Origin of the sequence: Paragemmobacter ruber (genome assembly GCF_009908315.1) — a bacterium.
Lineage (GTDB): Bacteria > Pseudomonadota > Alphaproteobacteria > Rhodobacterales > Rhodobacteraceae > Paragemmobacter > Paragemmobacter ruber.
On record NZ_JAAATW010000008.1, the window covers coordinates 14,674 to 36,801 of the forward strand.

Annotated in this window: 27 protein-coding genes; 21 read left to right on the forward strand and 6 right to left on the reverse strand. The window is 62.5% G+C overall.

The genetic code is table 11. The annotated features are described in order from the left end of the window. Positions 1 to 18 precede the first annotated feature (18 nt). The 8 genes from GU920_RS18805 to GU920_RS18840 all read left to right on the forward strand — a co-directional run bounded on the left by GU920_RS18805 (position 19) and on the right by GU920_RS18840 (position 9,283). The gene (locus GU920_RS18805; protein ID WP_161768651.1) at positions 19 to 1,053 is read left to right on the forward strand and encodes a DNA cytosine methyltransferase; all 1,035 of its coding nucleotides are present in this window, start codon (positions 19 to 21) and stop codon (positions 1,051 to 1,053) included. Between the two features lie 143 nt (positions 1,054 to 1,196). Then, a complete protein-coding gene (locus GU920_RS18810; RefSeq protein ID WP_161768652.1) occupies positions 1,197 to 2,507 on the forward strand; it encodes a hypothetical protein in 1,311 nt (436 codons plus the stop codon). A gap of 21 nt (positions 2,508 to 2,528) precedes the next feature. Continuing rightward, complete coding sequence (locus GU920_RS18815; RefSeq protein WP_161768653.1) at positions 2,529 to 4,148, forward strand: hypothetical protein; 1,620 nt, start codon at positions 2,529 to 2,531, stop codon at positions 4,146 to 4,148. Positions 4,149 to 4,315: 167 nt separating this feature from the next. Beyond that, entirely contained in the window at positions 4,316 to 5,422 is a 1,107-nt protein-coding gene (locus GU920_RS18820; RefSeq protein WP_161768654.1) for an LlaJI family restriction endonuclease, read from the forward strand. 469 nt (positions 5,423 to 5,891) lie between these two features. Then, positions 5,892 to 7,154, forward strand: coding sequence for a site-specific DNA-methyltransferase (locus GU920_RS18825; RefSeq protein ID WP_161768655.1), 1,263 nt, complete (start codon positions 5,892 to 5,894; stop codon positions 7,152 to 7,154). After that, the gene (locus tag GU920_RS18830; RefSeq protein WP_161768656.1) at positions 7,151 to 8,482 is read left to right on the forward strand and encodes a site-specific DNA-methyltransferase; all 1,332 of its coding nucleotides are present in this window, start codon (positions 7,151 to 7,153) and stop codon (positions 8,480 to 8,482) included. Before GU920_RS18825 ends, GU920_RS18830 begins: the two co-directional genes overlap by 4 nt. 37 nt (positions 8,483 to 8,519) lie before the next feature. After that, a complete protein-coding gene (locus GU920_RS18835; RefSeq protein ID WP_161768657.1) occupies positions 8,520 to 9,068 on the forward strand; it encodes a hypothetical protein in 549 nt (182 codons plus the stop codon). Between the two features lie 17 nt (positions 9,069 to 9,085). Beyond that, complete coding sequence (locus tag GU920_RS18840; RefSeq protein WP_161768658.1) at positions 9,086 to 9,283, forward strand: hypothetical protein; 198 nt, start codon at positions 9,086 to 9,088, stop codon at positions 9,281 to 9,283. Between the two features lie 51 nt (positions 9,284 to 9,334). On the opposite strand, the gene GU920_RS18845 is transcribed toward GU920_RS18840, so the two are convergent. The 4 genes from GU920_RS18845 to GU920_RS18860 form a co-directional block, all read right to left on the reverse strand. Then, the gene (locus GU920_RS18845; RefSeq protein ID WP_161768659.1) at positions 9,335 to 9,898 is read right to left on the reverse strand and encodes a DUF3489 domain-containing protein; all 564 of its coding nucleotides are present in this window, start codon (positions 9,896 to 9,898) and stop codon (positions 9,335 to 9,337) included. 95 nt (positions 9,899 to 9,993) lie between these two features. After that, on the reverse strand, positions 9,994 to 10,221 hold the full coding sequence (locus GU920_RS18850) for a hypothetical protein (RefSeq protein ID WP_161768688.1): 228 nt from the start codon (positions 10,219 to 10,221) through the stop codon (positions 9,994 to 9,996). Between the two features lie 111 nt (positions 10,222 to 10,332). Next, positions 10,333 to 10,554, reverse strand: a complete 222-nt coding sequence (locus GU920_RS18855) for a hypothetical protein (protein ID WP_201744254.1) — start codon at positions 10,552 to 10,554, stop codon at positions 10,333 to 10,335. A 13-nt stretch (positions 10,555 to 10,567) separates the two neighbouring features. Further along, complete coding sequence (locus tag GU920_RS18860) at positions 10,568 to 10,762, reverse strand: DUF6900 domain-containing protein (RefSeq protein ID WP_161768660.1); 195 nt, start codon at positions 10,760 to 10,762, stop codon at positions 10,568 to 10,570. 123 nt (positions 10,763 to 10,885) lie between these two features. On the opposite strand from GU920_RS18860, the gene GU920_RS18865 reads away from it, so the two are divergent. The 12 genes from GU920_RS18865 (at position 10,886) to GU920_RS18920 (ending at position 20,689) form a co-directional block, all read left to right on the forward strand. Next, complete coding sequence (locus tag GU920_RS18865; protein WP_161768661.1) at positions 10,886 to 11,422, forward strand: hypothetical protein; 537 nt, start codon at positions 10,886 to 10,888, stop codon at positions 11,420 to 11,422. Further along, positions 11,370 to 13,412: a phage terminase large subunit family protein gene (locus GU920_RS18870; protein WP_161768662.1), complete on the forward strand. Its 2,043-nt coding sequence runs from the start codon at positions 11,370 to 11,372 to the stop codon at positions 13,410 to 13,412. The genes GU920_RS18865 and GU920_RS18870 overlap by 53 nt, the downstream gene beginning before the upstream one ends. Then, on the forward strand, positions 13,412 to 13,624 hold the full coding sequence (locus GU920_RS18875) for a phage head-tail joining protein (RefSeq protein ID WP_028720889.1): 213 nt from the start codon (positions 13,412 to 13,414) through the stop codon (positions 13,622 to 13,624). Before GU920_RS18870 ends, GU920_RS18875 begins: the two co-directional genes overlap by 1 nt. Positions 13,625 to 13,626: 2 nt before the next feature. Beyond that, positions 13,627 to 15,132, forward strand: coding sequence for a phage portal protein (locus GU920_RS18880; RefSeq protein ID WP_161768663.1), 1,506 nt, complete (start codon positions 13,627 to 13,629; stop codon positions 15,130 to 15,132). After that, a complete protein-coding gene (locus GU920_RS18885) occupies positions 15,132 to 16,442 on the forward strand; it encodes a S49 family peptidase (RefSeq protein ID WP_161768689.1) in 1,311 nt (436 codons plus the stop codon). Before GU920_RS18880 ends, GU920_RS18885 begins: the two co-directional genes overlap by 1 nt. 54 nt (positions 16,443 to 16,496) lie before the next feature. Next, positions 16,497 to 16,877: a head decoration protein gene (locus tag GU920_RS18890; RefSeq protein ID WP_161768664.1), complete on the forward strand. Its 381-nt coding sequence runs from the start codon at positions 16,497 to 16,499 to the stop codon at positions 16,875 to 16,877. 49 nt (positions 16,878 to 16,926) lie between these two features. Next, positions 16,927 to 17,949, forward strand: a complete 1,023-nt coding sequence (locus tag GU920_RS18895) for a major capsid protein (protein ID WP_161768665.1) — start codon at positions 16,927 to 16,929, stop codon at positions 17,947 to 17,949. Between the two features lie 11 nt (positions 17,950 to 17,960). Next, positions 17,961 to 18,275: a head-tail joining protein gene (locus tag GU920_RS18900; RefSeq protein WP_161768666.1), complete on the forward strand. Its 315-nt coding sequence runs from the start codon at positions 17,961 to 17,963 to the stop codon at positions 18,273 to 18,275. Further along, positions 18,272 to 18,901, forward strand: coding sequence for a DUF6441 family protein (locus GU920_RS18905; protein ID WP_161768667.1), 630 nt, complete (start codon positions 18,272 to 18,274; stop codon positions 18,899 to 18,901). Before GU920_RS18900 ends, GU920_RS18905 begins: the two co-directional genes overlap by 4 nt. 63 nt (positions 18,902 to 18,964) lie before the next feature. Beyond that, positions 18,965 to 19,222, forward strand: coding sequence for a type II toxin-antitoxin system ParD family antitoxin (locus GU920_RS18910; RefSeq protein WP_161768668.1), 258 nt, complete (start codon positions 18,965 to 18,967; stop codon positions 19,220 to 19,222). Positions 19,223 to 19,262: 40 nt separating this feature from the next. Further along, positions 19,263 to 19,436: a hypothetical protein gene (locus tag GU920_RS18915; protein WP_201744255.1), complete on the forward strand. Its 174-nt coding sequence runs from the start codon at positions 19,263 to 19,265 to the stop codon at positions 19,434 to 19,436. A gap of 152 nt (positions 19,437 to 19,588) precedes the next feature. Then, positions 19,589 to 20,689 carry a hypothetical protein gene (locus tag GU920_RS18920; protein ID WP_161768669.1) on the forward strand — a complete coding sequence of 367 codons (1,101 nt, stop codon included), beginning with the start codon at positions 19,589 to 19,591 and terminating at the stop codon, positions 20,687 to 20,689. Positions 20,690 to 20,748: 59 nt separating this feature from the next. Here GU920_RS18920 and GU920_RS18925 read toward each other — a convergent pair whose 3' ends face one another. Both GU920_RS18925 and GU920_RS18930 read right to left on the reverse strand, forming a co-directional pair. After that, positions 20,749 to 21,249 (reverse strand): type II toxin-antitoxin system YhaV family toxin, encoded by a 501-nt coding sequence (locus tag GU920_RS18925; protein WP_161768670.1) that lies wholly within the window; start codon positions 21,247 to 21,249, stop codon positions 20,749 to 20,751. Further along, positions 21,246 to 21,572: a type II toxin-antitoxin system PrlF family antitoxin gene (locus GU920_RS18930; RefSeq protein ID WP_161768671.1), complete on the reverse strand. Its 327-nt coding sequence runs from the start codon at positions 21,570 to 21,572 to the stop codon at positions 21,246 to 21,248. Before GU920_RS18930 ends, GU920_RS18925 begins: the two co-directional genes overlap by 4 nt. A gap of 115 nt (positions 21,573 to 21,687) precedes the next feature. Between GU920_RS18930 and GU920_RS18935 the strand changes: the two genes are divergently transcribed. Continuing rightward, entirely contained in the window at positions 21,688 to 22,110 is a 423-nt protein-coding gene (locus GU920_RS18935) for an acyl-CoA transferase (protein ID WP_161768690.1), read from the forward strand. Positions 22,111 to 22,128 lie beyond the last annotated feature (18 nt).

Below are 22,128 nucleotides of genomic sequence, written 5' to 3' on the forward strand. Positions count from 1 at the left end.
CCGAGAAGGTAAGAAACTTTGGTTGACTGCATCAGTATCTTCTCTGGCGCCGGGGGCTTGGATGCAGGTGCACAGCAAGCTGGTGCGCGGATTGTTGCAGCGATCGAGATCGATCATGATTCTGCAGAAACGCTCCGGCAAAATGGTATTGGCCTCGAACAGAACGTCCTAGAAATCGACATTCGTCAGGTTGACTTCACTCAATGGCGTCAACAAGCCCCAAGTATTCTGATCGGCGGCCCGCCTTGCCAGCCGTTCTCGAAGAACGGTTACTGGGTGCGCAATGACAATCGTCTGATCGCCGATGATCCACGAAACATGCTGGGTCAATTCCTTCGTGCTGTCAGCGAAATGCAACCGTCAGGCTTTCTCTTCGAAAACGTTGACAGCATACTTCACCCTACGAACAAGTCATCACTCGACGGCTTCTTGGCCGTGGCAGAAGAACTTGGTTACACTTGTACATTGTTCAGGGCCAATGCATTGGACTTTGGCATCCCACAGCGCCGACGGAGGGTCTTTGTGTTCGGTATTCGTGGGAAGCACGCACAACTGCCTGATCCGCGGCCGACCCACACCGATCCAGTCGACCACAAGCGCAACGCCGATTTACCCCACTATGAGGGCGTTGGCAGGTTCATATTGCCGTTTGCCGGAGAAGCTTTCCGCGAACCGCAAGAGGACGCTTCTGCGGGAACGTATTTCGAGGAACTGCTCAACGTCCCTCCTGGAAAGAACTATATCGCACTCTCATCACTAGAACACTATTCCGGGCGAACTTTTCGTTCTGGCGGTCGCTTCTGGAACTTCTTGTTCAAACTGCACCCCGAGATGCCTTCGATTACCATCGCTGCCCAACCTGGACCATGGGTGGGTCCTTTCCACTGGGAAAACCGTCGGCTGCGAGTCCCAGAGATTGCCGCGATACAGACATTCCCGGAGGGCTATCGCTTCTTTGGCAGTCGACGCTCGGTGCAACGTCAGATCGGCAACGCAGTGCCGACGCTGTTGGGTCGCAGGATGATCGAACATCTCTTGAACCACCTTTCCTAACGAACGTGGGAGTTTCGTGAATGCTGGATCAAGGAGGAGTCACTACATCTCGTCAACGCGACCTCCCGTGCGCGTCAACGGACAGAAACAACCTGCTTCGCTCTTCCCTAATCCGCGCAATGCAAGCCTCGGAAAAGGCAGAGATGGAACTGTCCTATGTCGGGGCTGATAACAATAGTGGGACCGAAGATCATCGCCTTTCAACAGGATCCTACTACACGCCCTTTGACGCCACAAAGTTCTTCTGGAACAAATTCTTTGCTCAGAGTTACGAAGCACGCGGCGACAATCTCGACGAATGGATACATCGCACCCATTTCATTGAGCCCGCAGTGGGAGCGGGTGCCTTGGTCTTTGGATTGCTACTCAAACTTTGTGAACTAGGCGCTTCCGAAAATGTGCTTTCTCAGATTCGGATGGACCTTTGCGATATCAACTCATCGGCCCTTGATTTCGTGCGTGACCAGATCGACCAGATCGAAAGAGTCGCGCAATTCACGCTTCCAAATGTTAAACTGCACCACTCAGACTTTCTGCACTGGGAGCCAAAACTCGAAGAAGCGAGTGAACCTTTTGTCTTCGCGAATCCACCCTTCGTAAAGAATCCGCCAAACGCCTATTGGAAGAACTCGTTTGCAGACTTTTCGGAGAAAGCACTGCATATCACGCACCCACGTGGCTATGTAGCATTTATTGTGCCATTGTCCTTGTGCTTTTCCAGAGAATACTCCAATCTTCGCCGTCAAATCCGCGATGATGGGCGGGCGTTCGCGTTCAGTAATTTTGACAATATTCCTGACACGCTATTCAAGTCAGGTAAGCCGAAAAGTAAGAACAGCAACAAGTCGAATAGCCAGCGCTGCACTATCTTCACAGGCGTCCCATCCAAACATCCATCCCTTCAAGCAACTCGCTTGCTTCGTTGGCAAGCGGCTGAACGAGAAAATTTACTTTCTAGTCAGCCTGAACTCGTCGATATTTCTGGCTATGAAAGAGACGATCAATTTCCAAGGCCGGTTAGACAGGATCAAGTCCTAAGCTACAGCCGCGCACGTCCGTCGGGAACTCTAAGTGACCTAGTGACACCAACAGGTGAGTTTCTGGTCGCAGTTTCCACTGTTGCCCGAAATTTCATAGGCGTTCGGGAAGCCTACAGTCCGGGAACAAATCTGTTCAGTTTCCCCAAGGACCAAGACAGACTGCGATTCCTCGCTGCTATTTCCACTGACGAGTTCATGAACCACTGGCTGATGCTTGGGGATGGATTTCATGTCACTAGAGATAACGTGCTTAGCTTCCCGATGAATGCTTCTCTGGCAGCAGTCATTGATAGCAAGCTAGAGTGCATGGCGAGAGCGTGGGCGAATCGTGCGTTGTACCGTTCCGAAAAGCTGAACTCTGGTAGAGTTGTAACGTCGTACAATTTCCGGCCTGTCATGTCGTTGATGGCCTGAGGTCATTCCTGGAGACAATCCATGCCTTTGCAGACTAACGCCACAGGAGAAATCTTCCAAGGAAACGACCCCGCTCACCCAAATCCTGAGCAGGTACTTGAATTTCTCCGTCAATCCTTGATTTCAAACGGCTGGACTGGACAAGTATCGCCTGCTGAGCGCGCAGTGGGAAGCCGCGGGGTGAAATTCCTTGCGAACATTTCCAAGGCGGGGACGGCGTACACTTTGGAAATCTTCGTTTTTCGAAATCTTGCTTGGGCGCACCGGCGCGACAGTGAAAAGAGAATACAGCTTACGGAGGATTACGATCATCACGCAGATGAATTTCAGCGCGCGTATGACGGTAATCGATATTGCCTATTGCTTGGCATTTACGCACCAAGTCCGGATGAAGTAGTTTTTTGCGCGTGGAAGCCTTCCGGGTATCTTGAACATGCTAATCCAACTTCGTGCTATACAACAGTTGAAGTAATTCGCGATGCGTATCTGTTTGGATTCGGCAGCACACTCGATAAGAAACAGCGCCGAACCTATGCCTTTCGGCCGAACTTCTTTCATTACTACATAAGCAATATTTCACGTTTGCACTCTGAAGGTGCGATCGGCGATCCGCCGGATGAGCCAGAGGAAGATGCAGATCAGGCGCCCAGACTGTCTGGCGGATCCAACATCATCCGATATGGTGCGCCAGGCACTGGCAAGAGTTATGCGATTGACCAAGAGATCGAAGGGCATCGAAACTTTCGAACGGTTTTCCATCCCACCTTAGAACAGTCCGATTTTTTTGGATCGCTCAAGCCCGTAGTTGTTGATGAGAAGGTGCTGTATCGGTTTACTCCAGGCCCCTTCTGTTTGGCACTTGCTGACGCAGTTAACAATCCGACCCAGAGAGTTAACCTGATAATTGAGGAGTTGAATCGCGGTCCAGCTGCCGCGATCTTTGGCGACATCTTTCTATTGCTGGATCGCCAATCAAACGGCTCGGGCGTGTACGACATTGCGTCGCCGAGCCCTGAATTTACGCAGTGGTTCGAGACCACGACAGGAAGTATCGACGGACGGGTTCGGATGCCCTCCAATCTTTGGTTGCTTGCTACGATGAACAGTGCAGATCAGGGTGTTTTCCCTTTGGACACGGCATTCCGTAGGCGTTGGGCACAAGTCTATGAGCCTCTGAATTTCGACCAGGCCCCTGAAATAAGTTTCAACGTGGCTATACAAGGCGGAGGCAGTAACGAAGTGCCTTGGCGCGTGCTTGCCGTCGAGATAAATGCAATACTGACGCAGCGCCTTATGATCGCAGAAGACCGGCTGCTTGGACCTTGGTTTGTCAAGGCCGAGGACCGGAATGCTGATGGTTCCATTCCAGGTAAGGTACTCCTGTATCTGTGGGATGACGTGCTACGGCACCATGGTCGCGAAGAGATCTTCAGTTCCGATGTTCATACATACGGTGAACTAGTCTTGTTTATGTTGGAGGGTCGTCCAATTCTATCCAACGGCCTTTTGCTACGGCTTGCAGAGAGAGTTGTGGATGCTGGCCCAGCTGCATTGGGCGCTGATATCGCTGGGCGCCGGATAGGTGCTGATCCGGCCGAGGCTCAAAAAGATCCTGTGGCGCCTCCGCCCGAGGCGCAATGACTCAAGTAAATATTCTCGAGGATCGCTCTCCCTTGAGATGGCTCTCGAGCCAGCACCCTAGCGTGTTTCGTAACCTCTCTGAATTGGGCAGGGGTAGGATTGAGGACCGGGATAAACTCCATTTCTGCGGCCTTGTTCACCCGCCTGGTGAAGTACCAACTGTCTTCTTGCCGCGTGCTGCGTTACGGAACGTCTTTGCAGAAGATCTTGTTACAGCTCAACTGACAATGCGGACGCTGGCAAAGTTCAGTTACAGCAGTCGCATGCGGACGGATATGTCGTCCCGCGGCGTCCTTGGGGTTAGCCAGCTAGGCGTGGTGTTGGATCTTGCTGCCGACTACCGGGACTACGGTATCTATTACGAAACAGAGCGATACCCGACGATAGGAGCCGGAAAGCCAAACTGGTCAAAGACGCTTCGAAGAGAGTTTGGCTTTTGCGACGAGAATGGGGAATTGTGCCCGCCGCTCCGTATCCGAGGCCAGCGATCGCTGGATAGTCACGGCAGTGTCCTCTCCCAAGTTCAAGTCGCTGTTCTTCGCGAAATCCTTAACAGCCATGGTTGGTGGCTCACTCAGTTCGGCATGCAGAGTCTTTTGCGAAGTCGACAGGGTACCATGGTTCTGCCCCGCAACCGCTGGGCCACACTACTAAAGCAAGTTCGTCAATCACTCTACTCAGTGCGAGCACTGCGACTGTGCGGGCTTTTGATAGAGTATCTCGAAGAGCAGGCAAAGGCACAGGAGTCGAGTCTTCTCATCGGAGTTGAAGACTTCCACATTGTTTGGGAGGAGGCTCTTAGGCAGGTAATTCCAGGCGTGGAGCGTAGTTGGAACAGCCTACTGCCTGTACCTTTCTATATTTCTCGCGAAAGTCAGCTTGCAAATGAGGCCCGCGCGGGTCTGCGTACCGATATTGTTTTTAGAATCTTCGGAAAACTAATGTTGGCTGACGCAAAGTACTACGCTGCGGAAAATGCTAGTGATAGTCCCGGCATTTCAGATATTGTAAAACAACAAGCCTATCAGCGCGCCATCGAGTTTATCGACGGGAAGCCACTCGCCGGAAGCATGTTCATTTTCCCCGCGTCACAGTCGAGATCTGGAAAATTCACTCACATTGAGTTTAGAAATCAGAGCGGTGCGCGGGCGGATAATTTTCCAATAGTATCATGTCTGTATTTGTCGGTTTACGATGTCCTTCAGAACTACGTCAACAACAAGACTTTGCCTGCTGACTTGTTTGACAGCCAGATCCAAGCGATGCCCGTTTGATCCAAGTGGATTGGCGCTTTTTCTACCCGTTTGGCCACAGGTCTCGCTTAAAGATAACTCTCTCGGGTGACCTCCCCCCCTCCTCTGGTTCCTCCCCGGCCTTGATCGTATGCGGGGGGGCGCAGCGCGGTGGTTCGCTAGCGTGAGGCAGTTTCACCGGGGAAGCCAGGCGGAAGCCACCTTGGGTGCTGATGCCGGAATTCGTGAGTCAGATCAGCGGCTTGCGGAATCACGATCTGGCTAGGGTGGATTCCCGGCGGGAAGCCAGGGAAGCCACCTTTGGGGAAGCCAGGTGGCCAGAAGCCACCACAGAAAGCCAATTCATTAGAAGCCGTTGAATTCGCTTCACTTTTCGGCTTGACAGACCTGCCCCCATTGACCTACCCCTTGATCATCGAAGAATTGCGCCCGGAGGAACCCCCTCGCGGGCGCTTTTCATTTTCCGTCCCCCACATCCCGAGCCCGCCCCATGGACCTCGTCTTCGCGCCGAGCCAGGTAGAGTCCTGGCCGATTGCCCGGCTGCGCCCCTATGCCCGCAATGCCAAGATGCACGGCGACGACCAGGTGGCGAAGATCGCGGCCAGCATGGCCAAGTTCGGCTGGACCGTGCCCTGCATGGTGGCCGACGACGGCGAGCTGATCGCGGGCCATGGCCGGGTGCTGGCCGCGACCATGCTCGGGCTGACCGAGGTGCCGGTGATCCGGCTCAGCCATCTCGACGAGGCGGAACGCCGGGCCTATCGGATCGCCGACAACAAGCTGACCGAACTGGGCGAATGGGACGAGGCCCTGCTGCGCGACGAGATCGCCGGGCTGCTGGCCGAGGATTTCGACCTGACGCTCTTGGGCATCAGCGACGATGACCTCGACGCGCTTTTGCGGGATCCCGAGGCGCTGGGCGAGGATGGTCCGGTCGAAGGCGAGGACGAGGTTCCGGAGCTTCCGGTCACGCCGGTGTCGGTGCCGGGCGACATCTGGCAGCTCGGGTCGCACCGTCTGATCTGCGGCGACAGCACCGCGGCTTATGTGGTGGGGCGGCTGCTGGGCGATGTGCGCCCCCTGTTGATGGTCACCGACCCGCCCTACGGCGTGGAGTACGATCCCTCCTGGCGCAATCAGGCGGGTGCGGCAAAGACCAAGCGCACCGGCAAGGTGCTGAACGACGACCGCGCCGACTGGCGCGAAGCCTGGGCGCTGTTCCCCGGTGATGTCGCATATGTCTGGCACGGCGCGCTGCACGCGGCGACTGTGGCGGACAGCCTGGTGGCGGCGGGTTTCGCCATCCGGTCCCAGATCATCTGGGCGAAGGACCGGCTGGTCCTCAGCCGCGGCGACTATCACTGGCAGCACGAACCCTGCTGGTATGCGGTGCGCGCCAAGGGCAAGGGTCACTGGGCGGGGGACCGCAAGCAGACGACGCTGTGGCAGATCGCCAACCGGGATCAGGATGCCGACACGGTGCACGGCACGCAGAAACCGGTCGAATGCATGCGCCGCCCGATCCTGAACAACTCGTCCCCGGGTCAGGCGGTCTATGAACCCTTCATGGGTTCCGGCACCACGCTGATCGCGGCCGAAACCACCGGCCGGGTCTGCCTCGGCGTGGAACTGAACCCGGCCTATGTCGATGTCGCCATCGAGCGCTGGCAGTCCTTCACCGGTCAGGAGGCTGTTCTGGCGGAAACTGGCGAAACCTTCGCCGCCATCAAGGCCAAGCGGCTCCCGGCATGAACGCGCGCCTCCTGCCCGGCCGGATCGAACACTGGCCGCTGTCCCGCCTCCGTCCCTATGCCCGCAACGCCAAGACCCACGATGCCGATCAAGTGGCAAAGATTGCCGCCAGCATGGCCGAATTCGGCTGGACCGTCCCTTGCCTCGTCGCAGGCGACGGCGAGCTGATCGCAGGCCATGGCCGGGTCCTGGCCGCGGCCCAGCTAGGGCTGGCCGAGGCGCCGGTGATCGTGCTCGGCCACCTGACCGAGGCACAGCGGCGCGCCTATCGCATCGCCGACAACAAACTGACCGAACTGGGCGGGTGGGACGAGTCGCTCCTCCTCGAGGAACTGCGCGGGCTGCTGGCCGAGGATTTCGACCTCGGGCTGATCGGGATCCCCGAGGACGAACTGGACGCGCTGCTGCACGATACCGACGACCGTACGTCCATCGACGATGACACCGCCGACACCATCCCTGACGCTCCGGCTGACCCGATCACCCGCCCCGGCGATATCTGGGCGCTGGGCGACCATCGTCTGGTCTGCGGCGATGCCACCGACCCGGCCGTGGTGGCGCAGTTGATGGACGGTGCGCAGGCCGCGCTGCTGTTCACCTCCCCGCCCTACGCCCAGCAGCGCGACTATGGCGCGGCGAAAGAGAAGGTCGGCGATTGGGATGCGCTGATGCAAGGCGTCTTTACCGCGGCGCCTGTCACCGCCGGTGCCCAGCTGCTGGTGAACCTCGGCCTTGTTCACCGTGACGGTGAGTGGATCCCCTATTGGCAGGGCTGGCTCGACTGGATGCGCGCGCAGGGCTGGCGGCGCTTCGGCTGGTATGTCTGGGACCAGGGGCCCGGCTTGCCCGGTGACTGGAACGGCCGCCTCGCGCCCTCGCACGAGTTCATCTTCCACTTCAACCGCCAGCCCCGAAAGCCGAATAAGACCGTGGAAAGCAAGCACGCGGGCGAAACCCTCGGTGGCGGCGGCCTGCGCGGGGCCGACGGCACGGTCCATCGCAAGACCGGCACCGGCAACGCGATCCAGAGCCACCGGATCCCGGACAGCGTGTTCCGCATCATGCGGCACAAGGGCGGGCTGGGTGCCGCCGGATCGCACCCGGCCGTGTTCCCGGTGGCGCTGGTCGAGGCTGTGCTGGAAGCCTTCACCGACCCCGGCGACCTGGTGTTCGAACCCTTCTGCGGCTCCGGCAGCCAGCTGATCGCCGCTGAACGCACCGGGCGGCGCTGCTGCGCGGTGGAACTGGACCCAGTCTACTGCGACGTCGCCGTGCGGCGGTGGGAGATGGCGACGGGACGCAAAGCGAACCTCATAGGAGGCGATTAGCTTTCAACTTTCGAGGGCTTGGCCCATAAAGCACTTGGTGCAAACGGAATTCGAAGCTGACCTGCAAATGGAAGATGACCCCGCCATCAGTCCCGTCTCCTTCGTGGAAATGAAGGCGAGCGTCGGCTCTCTCCTTTTTCTATGGTCGTCCATCGAACGAGAGATCACCAAGCGCATCGAACAACTGGACGACGGGAAAAGCCGGATCGCGCCGCATACGCTGGCGCAGAAGATCGCGCGTTGGGAAAGCTTGCAAGCCGTCGTCTGTGACGAACGCCCCGAACATCGCGAACTGCTCACCGAGGTTCGCGCCCGACTCGTGATGGCGCTGGAACTCAGGAACCGCATCACCCACGGCCTGGTCGGTATCACGGCCGATCCGTTCGGCAATCGCAGGGACGCGCATCTTGAGACGGAATTGAACGGCGAGAAACGCCAGCATGCGCATTCCGACCTTGAGCACGTGATGCGCATCCTCTCCCATATGGTCTCGGCGATTGGCGCGTTGAGCGATGCGGCCAAGCAAAAGGATCCCCGAAAGGCTGAAAACGCCTATATCGGGATCCGGTTGAACCATCTGCCTTGACCGCCTAGCCTTGTCTCATGTCCGACGGCTGGCAGCACATCGAAATCAACGATCACGGGACCATCGTGGTCCTGCGTCCGATCTCGGACGAGGGTCGGGCGTGGTTCGAGGACAATGTGGGCGAGCCGGAACCGGGCGGGATCTACACCTGCGAGCCACGGATGGCGCAGGACATCCTTCAGGCCGCGGCCCGCGATCTGCTGTCGTGGCAATAAAGTACCGCCGCCCGGGCGGGGCGGCGGGGTAACGCGGCTGGCAGGGAATGATCAGGCGGGCAGCTTGTAGACCGTCCCCCTGCCCTCGACCTTCTCCGCGGCGATGGGCAGGCCCAGATTCTTCTTCAACGCTCCCGAGATCGAGCCACGGACAGTGTGCGCGAGCCATCCAGTCGCGTCGACCATCTCGGCAACCGTCGCGCCCTCGGGGCGCTGGAGCATGGCGATGATCTGGGCCTGCTTGGTGCCAGCGCGGATGGCGACCGGTTTCGCGGTGTCGGTATCGTAGGGCGTTTGAGCTGGTTGCGTTTTCGGCCTCGCCTTCCGCGCGTTGGCAACGGCGCTTGCCACCAGCGGTTCGATCCCGATGGCTTCCAGCCCGGCCTCGGTGGCAATCAGCGTGGTGCCGTGGCCGTCGCCGGTCTCGCGCCACATCGGCTCGCCGCGCCGCAGGTTTGCCTCGACCTCCTCGAGCCAGCCGCGGGCGATCATCTTGCCGACGACCATCTTGGCGGCGGCGCCGACCAGCCCCTCGGGCAGCGGCAAGGCAAGGTTGCCCGGCCGGGTCGCGGCGCGGGAGAGGATCAGGGATTGGGTGTCGGACGGGGTTGTCATGGGGGCCTCCGGGCGTTGCGGCGCGCGATGTGCACGCCTTCTACGGAGGCAAGCCCCGTCGTCGGACGGGGCGTCCGTTGCGCCACGCGGACGCGTCAGGCGGCGTGTTCGCCTTCCTTGAAGGCGCTGTCGGTGATCTGGCGCAGCAGGCCCGCGTAGTGCTCCAGCGTGCCGACATGGCCCCAGTGGATCTCGTCGGGGTGGGTCTCGAAATGGTCGTCGCTGAGGGCCTTCAGACGCTCGAGCATCGTGTCGATTTCGGCCTTGGCTGCGATGAAGGCGTCGAGGGCTTTGGAGTTGTCGTTGGCGCGGCGGGTCGTCATGGCGGGGCATCCTTCGGTGAGTTGCATCGTTCTGGTGCCAACACCATCGCTCTGACGGGCGAATGATCGTAGGCAAATCGGAGCAATATCTGTGCTTTCTGATCGTTCCGGTCAGATCAGGCGCATCTCGGCCAGCGCACGGCTGGCGGCACCCAGCTGGGCGGTGGGCAGTTCGATCTTCAGGTGCGACAGGACGTCGGACGCCTCGGCCGGGATCCCGCTCTCGCGCAGCGCCTGCTCAATGACCTCGGCGATGGCGTCCGGGCGGCTCAGATCGAACCCCTCGGGAAGGGCGGAATAATCGATGCGGATGGTGGTGATGGCCATGGTCATGTGTTTGGCTCCCTCAGCGCTTGGCCGCGGCGAGGCCCGCGACATAGGCCTCGATCAGCGCGGCGCGGATCGACCAGATGGCAACGTCGTGGAAATCCAGCCCGTCGCTGTTCCGGGTATCCAGCGTCTCGACGAAGAAGTGGCGCTTAGCGATGTCGAGCATCAGCGCATCGGGCGCGGTGGTGGCGGGTTTGGCGGTTTTGGTCATGGTCTGATCTCCGATCCGGGGGTGAGTTCCTGATCGCAGAATCGCTCTGACGGCGGAGACAATCAACGGGGATGATTGTCTTTTCCTGTTTATTTTCAATATCTTGATAGGCATCACAGCGCCATGAAAGGCATGAGCGAACGCGAGTACGCGGCGCATTCCGGCCTGTCCCGCGGCGGGGTGCAAAAGGCGCGCAAGAACGGGCGGCTGGTGGTCCATGACGACGGGTCGATCAACGCCGCAGCCTCGGATGTGCGTCGGGCCGAGATGACGGATCCCGACCAGCAACGCCGGTCTCTTGGTGGCGATGGGCTGGCCAGCGGCCCCGGGGACACGACTTCGTATATCAAGGCGCGCACGGCGCTGACGGTTTACGCGGCGCAGGAACGCCAGCTGGCCGTCCAGAAGAAGAAGGGCACGCTGGTCGACCGTGCGCGGGCGGAGACCCTCGTCTTCCGGCTCGCGCGGCAGGAACGGGATGTCTGGGTCACTTGGCCCGGACGGGTGGCCGCGCTGATGGCGGCGCAGATCATGGCGGAGGTGGAACGGCAATCCGGGGCATCGGTGACGATCGAGACCGCGATCATGCAGAGGGTGCTGGAAGCCCATGTCCGCGAACAGCTCGACGCCCTCGCCGACCTCCGGGTCTCCCTCGGATGACGACAACGATCTGACCGCGGGTCTCGACCTCGGCTTCGACGGCGCCGAGGACCTGCTCCGGGTCTGGCGGCAGGGGATGCGCCCCGATCCGAACCTGACGGTGTCGGAATGGGCGGATCAGCATCGCTGGCTGTCGTCGCGCGGCGCGGCCGAGCCGGGGCGGTATCGCACCGCCCGCGCGCCCTACCTGCGCGAGATCATGGATGCGCTGTCGCCCGGCCATCCCGCCCAGCGCATCACCTTCATGAAGGCCGCGCAGGTCGGGGCCACGGAGGCGGGCAACAACTGGATCGGCTTCGTCATCCACCACGCGCCGGGGCCGATGCTGGCGGTGCTGCCGAGCCTGGAACTGGCGAAGCGCACCTCACGGGGCCGTTTGGACCCGTTGATCGCGGATAGCCCGGCGCTGCGCGAGCGGGTGAGCCCGTCGCGATCGCGCGACGCGGGCAATTCGATGCTCTCAAAAGAGTTCCCCGGCGGCATCCTGGTGCTGACCGGCGCGAATTCCGCCACTGGCCTTCGGTCGATGCCCGCGCGCTATGTGTTTCTGGACGAGGTCGACGCCTATCCCGCCTCGGCCGACGAGGAAGGCGATCCGGTCACGCTGGCTGAGGCGCGCACCACCACCTTCTCGCACCGGCGCAAGGTGTTCATGGTCTCGACGCCCACGATCCGGGGGCTGTCGCGGATCGAGCGGGAATTCGAGGCGTCTGACCAGCGGCGTTACTTCGTGCCCTGCCCGCATTGCGGGACGATGCAATGGCTGCAGTTCGACCGCCTGCGCTGGGCGAAAGGAAAGCCCGAAACCGCCGCCTATCACTGCGAGGGCTGCGAACGCCCCATCGCCGAGCACCACAAGACCGACATGTTGGCCAAAGGCGAATGGCGGGCGACAGCGGTTTCCAAGGATCCGAAGGCCATCGGCTTCCATCTCTCGGCGCTCTATTCGCCCTTGGGCTGGAAAAGCTGGTCCGACGTCGCGCGGGAGTGGCTGGCGGCCCAAGGGTCTGACGAGACGCTGCGCGTCGCGCGCAACACGCTTCTGGGCGAGACTTGGGTCGAAAGCGGCGACGCGCCGGAATGGCAGCGGCTGGCGGATCGGCGGGAGGCGTGGAAGCCGGGCACCGTGCCTATGGCCGGGCTGTTCCTGACGGCCGGGGCAGACGTGCAGAGGGACCGGATCGAGGTCGATATCTGGGCCTGGGGTCGGGGCATGGAAAGCTGGCTCGTCGATCACATCGTCATCCCGGGCGGCCCCGACGACCCCGCCGCGTGGGACAGGCTGTCAGCCCTCCTCGGCCGGTCTTGGCAGCATGCCAACGGCGCCTTCATGACCGTGGCAAGGCTCGGGATCGACACTGGATACGAAGCGGCAGCCGTCTATGCCTGGTCGCGCAAGGTCGGCTTCGAACAGGTGGCGCCCCTGAAGGGCCTCGAAGGGTTCAACCGGTCGGCACCCGTGTCTGGCCCGACCTATGTCGATGCCACCATCGGCGGGAAAAGGCTCCGCCGCGGGGCGAGGCTCTGGTCTGTGGCCACGGCGACGTTCAAGGCGGAAACCTACCGGTTCCTGCGGATCGAACGCCCCTCGGACGAAGACCGGGCGCTGGGCGTTCTCGATGCGCCAGGGACCGTGCACATCCCCGGCTGGGCTGACACCGAATGGCTGAAGCAGCTGGTGGCCGAGCAGCTGGTCACGATCCGCAACAAGCGCGGCTATGCCCACCAGGAATGGCAGAAGATGCGCGAACGGAACGAGGCGCTGGACTGCCGGGTCTATGCCCGCGCTGCAGCGTGGATCCTCGGCGCCGACCGATGGGACGAAGCCACTTGGCGGCGACTCGAGGCGCAGGCGGGCGTCGAAACGCGCATGCCCTCGGCCACCGCGACCGACATCGCGACACAAGACCCGGCCCAGCCCAAGGCCGGAACCCTGACCACGCCACGTCGGAAACGGCGGGCCTACACCCCGAACTTCATGAGGGACTGATGGACCTGGAACGCATGCAGGCCCTGCTGACCGCGCTGCAGGAAGCCCGCTTCGCCGGGCTGCGCAGCGTCAGCTACGACGGCAAGACGGTGACCTATGGCTCGGATGCCGAACTGGCGGCGGCCGTTCGCGATCTCGAGGCACGGGTTGCAGCGGCTTCGGCCACGCCACGCCGCCGCCGCTGGGGCACGGTCGCCACGAAGGGTCTGTGACCATGGTGCTGGATGCCTTCCGCGCGCGGCTCGGGTCCATCATCGGTGGCTTCGACGCCGCGCAGTCCCACCGCCGGATGCGCGGGTTCCGTGCCACGCGGGCGCATGTGAACACGCTGATCGCCGCCTCGGGCGAGACGATCACCGCCCGGGCGCGCTGGCTGGTCAGGAACAATGGCTACGCCGCGAACGCTGTCGACGCCTTCGCGAACCATGTCGTCGGCGACGGCATCAAGCCCTCGTCGAAGATCGCGGATCAGGGGAAGAAGGAAGAGTTGCAGAAGCTCTGGCTTGCCTGGACTGACGAGGCGGATGCGGAAGGCTTGACCGACTTCTTTGGGCTTCAGCGCCGGGCCGCGCGGGAGGTGTTCCTGGCAGGTGAGGTGTTCCTGCGCATCCGGACGCGACGGCCGGAGGACGGGCTGACCGTGCCGATGCAGCTGCAGATGCTGCCCTCAGAAATGCTGCCCCAGGACATGACGCGCATCCTGCCCGGCGCGGGTTCAATTCGACAGGGGATCGAGTTCGACGGGATCGGCCGCCGCGTGGCCTATCACTTCCTCCGCCGCCATCCGGGCGACAGTACCGATCCGGGACTGGTGGGCGATACGGTGCGCGTGCCCGCGTCCGAGGTCATCCACATCCTCGACCCGGTCGAGGCGGGCCAGCTGCGCGGGGTGTCGCGCTTCGCCGCGGCGGTGGTGAAGCTCTTCACCCTCGATCTCTACGACGATGCGGAGTTGGAGCGAAAGAAGACCGCGGCGATGTTCGCCATGTTCATCACGTCGCCCGCCCCGGAAACCGCCCTCGATCCCGCCGAGGATGATCTGGAGGTGGAACCGGGCCAGGTGGTGCGCCTTGATCCGGGCGAGGATGTCACCACCCCTGCGACGCCGGATTCCGGGTCCACCTATGAACCCTTCCAGTACCGCACGCTTCTGCAGATCGGCGCGGCGCTGGGCGTGCCCTATGGCTATCTCACGGGCGACACGGCCAAGGGGAACTTCTCCAACACCAGGATCGCCCTCGTCGACTTCCGCCGCCGGATCTCGGCCTTCCAGCATTCGGTGATGGTCTATCAGCTCTGCCGCGCCGTCTGGACCCGCTGGATGGACATGGCCGTACTGGCAAGCGCCATCGATCTGCCGGGCTATGCGACGGAGCGGCGCGTCTGGCTCGCTTGCGACTGGCTCCCCACCAAATGGGACTGGATCGACCCGGCCAAGGATGCCGCGGCCGAGATCCTGCAGATCGAAGCGGGCCTGAAATCCCGCACGCAGGCCATCGCCGAACGCGGCTACGACGCAGAGCAGGTCGACAGGGAAATCGCGGCAGAACGGAAACGCGAGGCGGACCTAGGGCTCGACTTCCGGCGGCCGGGATCACCGGCGCAGGCGGCCGGTGGCAGTAGCGCGGATCAGGGCGGCGCAACGGACCCTGACAAGCAGGACCAGGGACAGAATGACGAGGGTGAGGACCGGGAAACCCGGCCCGCGGGGGACGAATGATGCACCACACCCAGATCGCCCAGCGCGTCTTCAACACGCCCTTGATGGTCGATCCCGCCAAGGCACTGGCCTTCCTGACCGGGCTTGGTCCCCGGATCACCGGCAGGGAAATCAGAGTCGAGGGGGTCGAAATCGCCTCCGAAGCGCAGGAGGCCGCCAGCCTGCCCGTCCGGGCGTCGTTGTTTGGTGATGACCTGACCAGCCGCCAAGCGCGGAACGGAAGCCAACCCTTCGGGGTCGTGGACGGGATTGCCGTGATCGAGATTGCAGGCACGCTGGTCCATCGCGGAGCATGGATCGGGCAATCCTCCGGTCTGACCTCCTATGAGGGCATCGCCGCCCAGCTGCAGGCGGCAATCTCCGACCCCGCCATTCGTGGCATTGCCCTCGACATCGACAGCTTCGGCGGCGAAGTCGCGGGTGCCTTCGACCTCGCCGACCGCATCCGGGCCGTGCGTCAGGTCAAACCCGTACAGGCTTTCGTCGCGGATCACGCGCTGTCCGCAGCCTATGCGCTGGCCTCCCAGGCCGACCGGATCATCCTGCCCCGCACCGGCGCTGTCGGCAGCATCGGTGTCGTGGCCATGCACAGCGACATGAGCGAGGCGCTCGACCAGAAGGGCATCGCCGTCACGCTGATCCATGCCGGGGCCCGCAAGGTCGATGCGAACCCTTACCAGCCGCTTCCCGAGGCCGTCCGCGCCCGGATCGCGGGCGAGTTGGAGGACCTGCGCCAGCTCTTCGCCGAAACCGTCGCTGAAGGGCGCGGCCGACGCCTGGACACCCTACGGGCGCTGGGCACCGAAGCCGCCGTCTTCCGCGGCGAGGCGGCGGTCTTCGCCGGTCTCGCCGACGAGGTGGCCGATCCGGTCACCGCCTTCCGCGCTTTCGCCGCCGCACCCCGCGGCACATCCACCCCCAGAGGAAAGGGCCCGATGATGACCACTGCCCCCGAAGATCATGCGCAGCCTCCGGTCGCGCCTGCTGCCAGCACGCCGCCGGAACCGGCCCCGCCCGCGGCAATCGCACCGCCGCAGACCGCGGCGGCCGCGATGTCGCCCGAAGCGATCCGCGCCGAGGCGGCCGAGGTCGCGCAAGTCTGCGCGCAGGCCGCGCGCCTCGGCATCCAGATCGATGCCGCCGATGCCGTGGCCAAGGGCGTGAAGCCCGAAGCGCTGCGCGCCAAGGTGCTCGCCGATCTCGCAGCCCGCAGCGATGCTGCGGGCATCATCGCCACCGCCCCGGCCGCGGGCGCGAAGGAAAGCCCCATCGTGGCGGCCGCCAAGAAATCGGCCGCCGCTTCGCGCTGACGCGCACCGCCCAGATCGGGCGCCCCCATCCCCCAACATCCTGGAGACTGAACCATGCCCGTCCTGACGGAACCGCCCAGCATGGGCGATGTCCTCAAATACGAGGTCAACCCGAACTACACCCGCGAGGTGGTGACGCTGCTGATCGGCACCAACTACCCCTCCGGTGCCGTCCTCGGCCGCGTCACCGCGAGCGGCAAGTACACCCTCTCGCCCGCGACCGGCGCCGACGGTTCGCAAACCGCAGTCGCCGTCCTGCTCTATCCGGTCAACGCCACGCTGGCAGACGCGGTGGGCATCATCGTCACGCGTGGCCCCGCCATCGTGTCGCGCGCCGCCCTCGCCTACGAGGCCACCGTCAACGACGCGGCCAAGATCGCCGCCAAGATCACCCAGCTGGCCGCGGTCGGCATCATCGCCCGCGACGGTGTCTGACGCTGCCCAACTGGCCGCACCAATCCCCTCATTCCCCCGGAGCCCCATCATGACCCTCGTCCGCAATCCCTTTGACGCTGGCGGCTATTCGCTGGCCGAGATGACGCAGGCCATCAACATCCTGCCCAACCTCTACACCCGCCTCGCCCAGATCGGCCTCTTCCGCTTCGAAGGCGTCAGCCAGCGGTCCGTCATCATCGAGCAATACGAGGGCGTCCTGAGCCTTCTGCCCTCCGTCCCCCTCGGCGGCCCCGCCACCGTCGGCACGCGCGAGGGTCGCTCGATGCGCAGCTTCGCCCTGCCGTGGATCCCGCATGATGACGTGATCCTGCCCGCCGACATCCAGGGACAGCCCGGCCTCGGGGCCTTCGACGCGGCCGATCCCCTCGTCGAAGTGATGAACCGCAAGCTGCTGCTGATGCGGCGCAAGCACGCCCAGACCCGGGAATACATGGAGATGAACGCACTGCGCGGCATCGTGAAGGACGGCGCCGGGACGACCCTCTACAACTACTTCACGGAATTCGGCCTGGCGCAGATCTCGGTCGACTTCGTTCTCGGCACCGCAGGCACCAACGTGCAGGGCAAGGTCCGCGAGGTGCTGCGCGCCATCGAGGATAACCTTCTGGGCGAGGCCATGACCTCCGTCCATGCGCTGGTCAGCCGCGAGTTCTTCGACAAGCTGATCGCGCATCCGAAGACCGAGGAAGCCTACAAGTTCTACGCCTCGACCGGCGCCCAGCCGCTGCGCGAGGATGTCCGCCGCAACTTCCCCTTCGGCGGCATCCTCTTCGAGGAATACTCCGGCACCGTCACCCTCTCGACCAAGGCCACCGAACGGCTGGTCCCGGCGAGCGAGGGGATCGCCTTCCCCTTGGGCACGATGGACACCTTCACCACCTATGGCGGCCCCGCGAACCTCCTGGAAACCGCCAACACCATCGGTCTGCCCCTCTATGCCCGACAACATCTCGACGAAAAGGGCCGCTGGATCGACGTCATGACCGAGGCCTCGATCCTGCCGGTGAACAAGCGACCCCGGCTGGCGATCCGGCTGCACACGTCGAACTGACGGATCAACCCATGTCCGTCTTTGCCGCCGCCATGGACCGCATCTTCACCCATGCCTCCATGGCGGCCCCGGCCCTCTGGATATCGGCCACGACGTCCGAGGAACGCCCGATCCGCATCATTCGCCGCGCCCCGGATCGCGTGACCGACTTCGGCGCAGGCCGGTTCGTCAGCGACACGATGGTGGTCGATGTGCGCGTGGCCGACCTGCCCGCCCCGCGGCCGGGCGACGTGATCGTCATCGGTGCCGACAGCCATGTCATTCAGGGCGAACCGCTGCGCGACCGGGAACGGCTGATCTGGACCCTCGATCTGAGGCCAGCATGAGGTTGAAGCTGGAAATCAGCCCCGACCTGGCCGCCCTGATGCAAGCGGAAATCGCTGCTGGCGAAAAGGCCGTGACCACCGCCATGCGCGAGGCGGGCGCGGGCCTGAAATCCGCCTGGAGCGGCCAGATCACCGGCGCTGGCCTTGGGACCCGGCTTGGAAACTCGATCCGGCTCGCCACATATCCGAAGGGCGGCGAAAGCCTGAACGCCGCGGCGCTGGTCTGGTCGAACGCCCCGGTGATCGTCGGCGCACATGACATGGGGCCGCTGATCCGGTCGCGCAACGGGTTCTGGTTGGCAATCCCCACCCCGGCCGCAGGTAAATCCACGCGAGGCGGTCGCATCACACCCGTCGAATGGGAACGCCGCACGGGGCTGCGGTTGCGGTTCATCTACCGCCGCAGGGGGCCGAGCCTGCTGGTGGCTGAGGGACGGCTGAACAGCAAGGGACGCGCGGTGGCGTCACGGTCGAAAACCGGCCGGGGCGTCGTCACCGCGCCGATCTTCCTCCTCGTACCGCAGGTCAAGCTGCGCAAGCGGCTGGACCTGGCGCGGGATGCCGAGCGGGCCATCGACGGCGTGCCGGGGCGGATCGTGGCGGGGTGGGTGGAGAGCAGGTTCTGAAAGAGACCGTCGACACATGAGCCGGATCGGCAAATATTGCCCATGATCCACACGGAGATTCCCATGGCCACCCGGAACGTCGTCCTGACAGAAGCGGAGTCCAACCTCGTCGACCGTCTGGTCTCGACTGGCCGGTATCAGAACGCGTCCGAGGCCTTGCGCGCGGGACTTCTTCTCCTCGAACGCGAAGAGGCCGAGATGACCGATATGCGTGCTCGCCTGACGGCGGGTCTGGACGAGGCCCGGCGCGGGGATCTGGCCGAGGGACGTGGCGAGGATGCCATCCGTCGGGCTTTTGCCACGGCGCGTGCCGGGACTTGATGCCGAAACGCTGACACCGAGCAGGTGGGCTTAAACCGCGTTGATCGACAACAACCCGCCCAAGGATCTGCGCTTCGCGCGGCCAGCCCAGCATTTTGTGGTGTTCGTTGATGACATCAAGCAGGTGATCATCATCGATTTCCTGCACTGCCGCGCTGAGCTGCCGCGACGACTGACCAGCCTGCCCCTCCCGAAAAGCGGCGGTGAACACTGACCCGGGCCTGAATCTGGCTAGGGGATGCACCAAGAGGAGATGGGTGACAAATTCGGACAGGGACTTATTTCGGACCTGCCATGTTCGCTTGATGGTTGAAATCTCCGTCGTTAGCCTGACGACGGACCGGTAAAGGAAGAGTCACTATAGCGATGCGCAAGTTCATGCTTTCCCTGCCTGCGATGGCGCTTCTAGCGTTTCCTGTCAGCGCAGATCCTTCTCAAGAAGATGTCGATGCTGCCCGCTCAGAGTGCCGCGACGCGTTTCTGGCTCGGGATGCTGAAGCCTATATGGACGCGGCAGCAGTCATGATTGCTTGGGGCTCTTTGCAAAACCCTGAGTGGACGAGAGAAGTCGAACTGTGCCTCGCTTTTGCCGACGCAATTGAAGGAGCGAACCTCGAAACGGCTCGTGAACGCGCCGCCGCTCTGGCCCGTGAGGGCGACCCGATGGTCGCGACAGAGGCGCCTGCATCACCTGCAGAATTGCCTGAGGCCGATACCCGGCTTGCAGATTACCTAACTCGGCTTCAGGCAGATGGGGCAGACATCGATGCGGTTGTGCGCGAGATCGCGGCGGATCAGACTTTCGCCCCATCCCCAAGTCCTGAACGCGACGCACTTGAGGCAGCCGTCACCGCTTACGTCCGGCCCATTCCCGCCGCTCAGGCCGAGCGAAATTTGATCGCCTATCAGGCGCTGGCAAGGATCGATCCAGAAGACCAGACGTACCGAGACAGAGTTGCTCGTTACGAGCAGGCCATCGAAGCCGAACGCGAGCAGTTGCAAAGAACCGCCAGAGCGCTGGAGGGGCGCTTGGTCAGGACAACTGCCGAGTTCGATGGATCCTCCTGGGCTCGGCATCCGTCTTCGCCGCGCTATCAGGATATCCGAAACTACGTGACCCTGTACCTGATTGAATCCGGCACCGGTCAGCAGACCATGGAACTGTTCTTCAACTACACCTCCCGGAGTGGTTGGCTGTTTGTGGAGAGCGCATCGATCAATATCGATGGCGAGACAACCCGGGTACCGGTCGGTCAGTGGTTTCGCGACAACGATACCGAGATTTGGGAGTTCGCGAGCTTGCGTGGTGATGCGGCCGTGTCCCTTGCGCGCCGAATTGCCGAAGCTGACCGCGCCGTGGTGCGCTTCAATGGGCAGCAATTCTACGATGATTACGTTGTGTCCGATGCGGACAAGCGCGTAATGCGTGAAATGCTGGCTATGTGGGACGTGATTTCTTCGAACTAGATTCAGTACCTTCAGCGTCTAGCCAGGTCGGCAATTCTTCGACTTGGTGGGATGAAGCGTCACTTCTGCTCGATCAAAGCGGCAAGCTGACCGGAGGCTGACCGAACGCTGGCGAGCAGTGCTTTCCAATCGCTGGGCGGGTCGCCGTCCTCCAGCATGCCCTTGAACACCCGATAGGCATCCGTGCGGCTGTCATGGGCGCGCAGCGTGGTGTCGTCGTTCACCCAGGCGAAGATGATGATGCGGCTCTCGGCGTGAAAGCGGAAGAAAAGCCGGTACTGCTGAAAGAACTTCGCCCGAAACCAGTGGCGGTGCTCGTCGCCAAGCGTATTGCCCTGCCGAAACTTCGGGTCGGCCGGATCAGAAGGGATTTCTTCGAAGATCAGCTTGTTGATCGCAGCAAGGCGCTTGGTTGCGTTCTTGCTGCGATAGCCAGCCAGGTTTGCAGCCTTCAGGGCCGAGACCTTTTCGGCAAGTTCCGACACCTGATCAAGAAACAACGGGTGCGCGAACAGGGTCCAGCCGTTCACGACCAACGGCACGTTGGAGGCATCCGTCATTCATCTTCGGGCGACAGCGCCGCATCAAGATCCACTTCGACACCGTCAACGAGTTCGGCCAGCTTGGCCCGCAGCGGCGCGTCCAGGCCACGGACATGGCCGGGATTCTGGCGAATGTCCTCTACCAGAAACGCGAGAAATGCGCCGATGGCAGGGTCTTCCGCGGTATCCGAGGCGCGGCGGAGGAGGACGTCACCCTCAGGCAGGATGGTGTAGGAGATGCGATCGCGCTTTTTCAGGCCAAGCGCCTTGCGCACGACGCCGGGCATCGTGGTCTGATACTTGTCCGTCAGCGTGGACTCGACCTTGAGTTCAGCCAGCATGTGATTCTCCTTCACCTCGCTGACACAAGGTAAGGCAAACGCATTACCCATTCAAGAACTCAGCGGCTGTATGGCCCGGATCGCGCTTCAGGCCACCCGCAACATTGGTGCACCCATGCCCGCCACCCGCGAAACAGTCCTCGCCGCGTTGCACGCGCGGCTGCTGCCGCTTTCTGCCCTCATCCTGCGTGACGAGGTCCTGCCCGAGCGGATCCCGGCGGCCGGTCTGATCATCCTGCGCGACGGACAGCCGGGCGAACCGGAAGTGACGCTGTCGCCGCTGCGCTATCACTACCAGCATCGGGCCGAGCTGGAGGTCGTCGTCCAGGCAGGCATCGGCCGGGCCAGCGCCTTCGATAACCTGATCGCCGCCATCGGCGCGGCTCTGGAGACCGACCGGACACTTGGCGGCCTCTGCGACTGGGTCGAACCCGAAGCCCCGGCCTCAGTCGACGTGCCCGTCGAGGGCGCCGCTGCCCTGAAGGCGGCGGTGATCACCGTCGTCCTGCATTACACCACGACCGGCCCTCTGGCCTGACATCCCACTCACAAGGAG

Excerpts from the sequence above, each read along its gene's own strand:
- GU920_RS18810 (WP_161768652.1), top strand. The coding sequence starts at position 1,197 with ATGGAACTGTCCTATGTCGGGGCTGATAACAATAGTGGGACCGAAGAT.
- GU920_RS18815 (WP_161768653.1), top strand. The coding sequence starts at position 2,529 with ATGCCTTTGCAGACTAACGCCACAGGAGAAATCTTCCAAGGAAACGAC.
- GU920_RS18825 (WP_161768655.1), top strand. The coding sequence starts at position 5,892 with ATGGACCTCGTCTTCGCGCCGAGCCAGGTAGAGTCCTGGCCGATTGCC.
- GU920_RS18830 (WP_161768656.1), top strand. The coding sequence starts at position 7,151 with ATGAACGCGCGCCTCCTGCCCGGCCGGATCGAACACTGGCCGCTGTCC.
- GU920_RS18840 (WP_161768658.1), top strand. The coding sequence starts at position 9,086 with ATGTCCGACGGCTGGCAGCACATCGAAATCAACGATCACGGGACCATC.
- GU920_RS18845 (WP_161768659.1), bottom strand. The coding sequence starts at position 9,898 with ATGACAACCCCGTCCGACACCCAATCCCTGATCCTCTCCCGCGCCGCG.
- GU920_RS18850 (WP_161768688.1), bottom strand. The coding sequence starts at position 10,221 with ATGACGACCCGCCGCGCCAACGACAACTCCAAAGCCCTCGACGCCTTC.
- GU920_RS18855 (WP_201744254.1), bottom strand. The coding sequence starts at position 10,554 with ATGACCATGGCCATCACCACCATCCGCATCGATTATTCCGCCCTTCCC.
- GU920_RS18860 (WP_161768660.1), bottom strand. The coding sequence starts at position 10,762 with ATGACCAAAACCGCCAAACCCGCCACCACCGCGCCCGATGCGCTGATG.
- GU920_RS18865 (WP_161768661.1), top strand. The coding sequence starts at position 10,886 with ATGAAAGGCATGAGCGAACGCGAGTACGCGGCGCATTCCGGCCTGTCC.
- GU920_RS18870 (WP_161768662.1), top strand. The coding sequence starts at position 11,370 with ATGTCCGCGAACAGCTCGACGCCCTCGCCGACCTCCGGGTCTCCCTCG.
- GU920_RS18875 (WP_028720889.1), top strand. The coding sequence starts at position 13,412 with ATGGACCTGGAACGCATGCAGGCCCTGCTGACCGCGCTGCAGGAAGCC.
- GU920_RS18880 (WP_161768663.1), top strand. The coding sequence starts at position 13,627 with ATGGTGCTGGATGCCTTCCGCGCGCGGCTCGGGTCCATCATCGGTGGC.
- GU920_RS18885 (WP_161768689.1), top strand. The coding sequence starts at position 15,132 with ATGCACCACACCCAGATCGCCCAGCGCGTCTTCAACACGCCCTTGATG.
- GU920_RS18890 (WP_161768664.1), top strand. The coding sequence starts at position 16,497 with ATGCCCGTCCTGACGGAACCGCCCAGCATGGGCGATGTCCTCAAATAC.
- GU920_RS18895 (WP_161768665.1), top strand. The coding sequence starts at position 16,927 with ATGACCCTCGTCCGCAATCCCTTTGACGCTGGCGGCTATTCGCTGGCC.
- GU920_RS18900 (WP_161768666.1), top strand. The coding sequence starts at position 17,961 with ATGTCCGTCTTTGCCGCCGCCATGGACCGCATCTTCACCCATGCCTCC.
- GU920_RS18905 (WP_161768667.1), top strand. The coding sequence starts at position 18,272 with ATGAGGTTGAAGCTGGAAATCAGCCCCGACCTGGCCGCCCTGATGCAA.
- GU920_RS18910 (WP_161768668.1), top strand. The coding sequence starts at position 18,965 with ATGGCCACCCGGAACGTCGTCCTGACAGAAGCGGAGTCCAACCTCGTC.
- GU920_RS18920 (WP_161768669.1), top strand. The coding sequence starts at position 19,589 with ATGCGCAAGTTCATGCTTTCCCTGCCTGCGATGGCGCTTCTAGCGTTT.
- GU920_RS18925 (WP_161768670.1), bottom strand. The coding sequence starts at position 21,249 with ATGACGGATGCCTCCAACGTGCCGTTGGTCGTGAACGGCTGGACCCTG.
- GU920_RS18930 (WP_161768671.1), bottom strand. The coding sequence starts at position 21,572 with ATGCTGGCTGAACTCAAGGTCGAGTCCACGCTGACGGACAAGTATCAG.
- GU920_RS18935 (WP_161768690.1), top strand. The coding sequence starts at position 21,688 with ATGCCCGCCACCCGCGAAACAGTCCTCGCCGCGTTGCACGCGCGGCTG.